Here is a 984-nt window from a genome sequence, read left to right as displayed (position 1 = left end):
GCGCGGGTAGCCGTGCGAGGCGAGTTCGCCCGCGACCTGCATATGGGAACGGGCCGCCTCCAGGCTGATGACATCCGCGTCGAGGTCGTCGATGGCCTGCACGATGTCGCCGAACTCCGCGTAGCACATATGCGTATGGATCTGCGTCTCCGGACGGACACCGGCGGTGGTGAGTCGGAACGACTCGGTCGCCCACGCCAGATACCCGGCGTGATCGGCGGCGCGCAGCGGCAGCGTCTCGCGCAGCGCGGGCTCGTCGACCTGGATCACCGACGTACCCGCCGCCTCGAGGTCGCCGACCTCGTCGCGCAGGGCGAGCGCGACCTGGCGCGCCGTGTCGCCGAGCGGCTGGTCGTCACGGACGAAGGACCAGGCGAGCATGGTGACGGGCCCGGTGAGCATGCCCTTGACCGGCCGGTCGGTGAGCGACTGCGCGTACGACGTCCAGCGCACCGTCATCGGCTCCGGCCGCGAGATGTCCCCGACGAGGACCGGCGGGCGTACATGACGCGTGCCGTACGACTGGACCCACCCGTGCCGCGTGGCGACGTAACCGGTCAGCTGCTCGGCGAAGTACTGGACCATGTCGTTGCGTTCGGGCTCGCCGTGCACGAGAACGTCGATCCCGGTCTTCTCCTGGAAGGTCACGACCTCCCGGATCTCCTCCCTGATCCGCTCCTCGTATCCGGCGGTGTCGATACGTCCCTTGCGCAAGTCGGCCCGCGCGGTGCGCAGTTCGGTGGTCTGCGGGAAGGAACCGATCGTCGTCGTGGGCAGGAGGGGCAGCCGCAGGTGCGCCCGCTGGGCGGCGGTCCGTACGGCGTACGGCTGCGAACGCCGGCCGTCGGCGTCGGTGACGNNTGATCGCGGCGGTGCCCTCGGTCAGGGCGCGGGCCAGGGTCGCGATCTCGGCGCTCTTCTGGCGGGCGAAGGCGAACCAGCGGACGATCTCGGGGTCGATGTCGCCCTCGGCGGTGGCGTCGA

Annotated in this window: 1 pseudogene; it reads right to left on the bottom strand. The window is 70.7% G+C overall.

From position 1 onward, the window contains the following. Positions 1-859, bottom strand: a pseudogene (locus BHU15_RS37850) (5-methyltetrahydropteroyltriglutamate--homocysteine S-methyltransferase); the annotation flags it as partial. Between the last annotated feature and the right edge of the window lie 125 nt (positions 860-984).

Source organism: Streptomyces niveus, assembly GCF_001723055.1.
Lineage (GTDB): Bacteria > Actinomycetota > Actinomycetes > Streptomycetales > Streptomycetaceae > Streptomyces > Streptomyces niveus.
The sequence above is the reverse complement of the archived record's forward strand: the minus strand, read 5'-3'. Positions and strand labels throughout refer to the sequence as shown.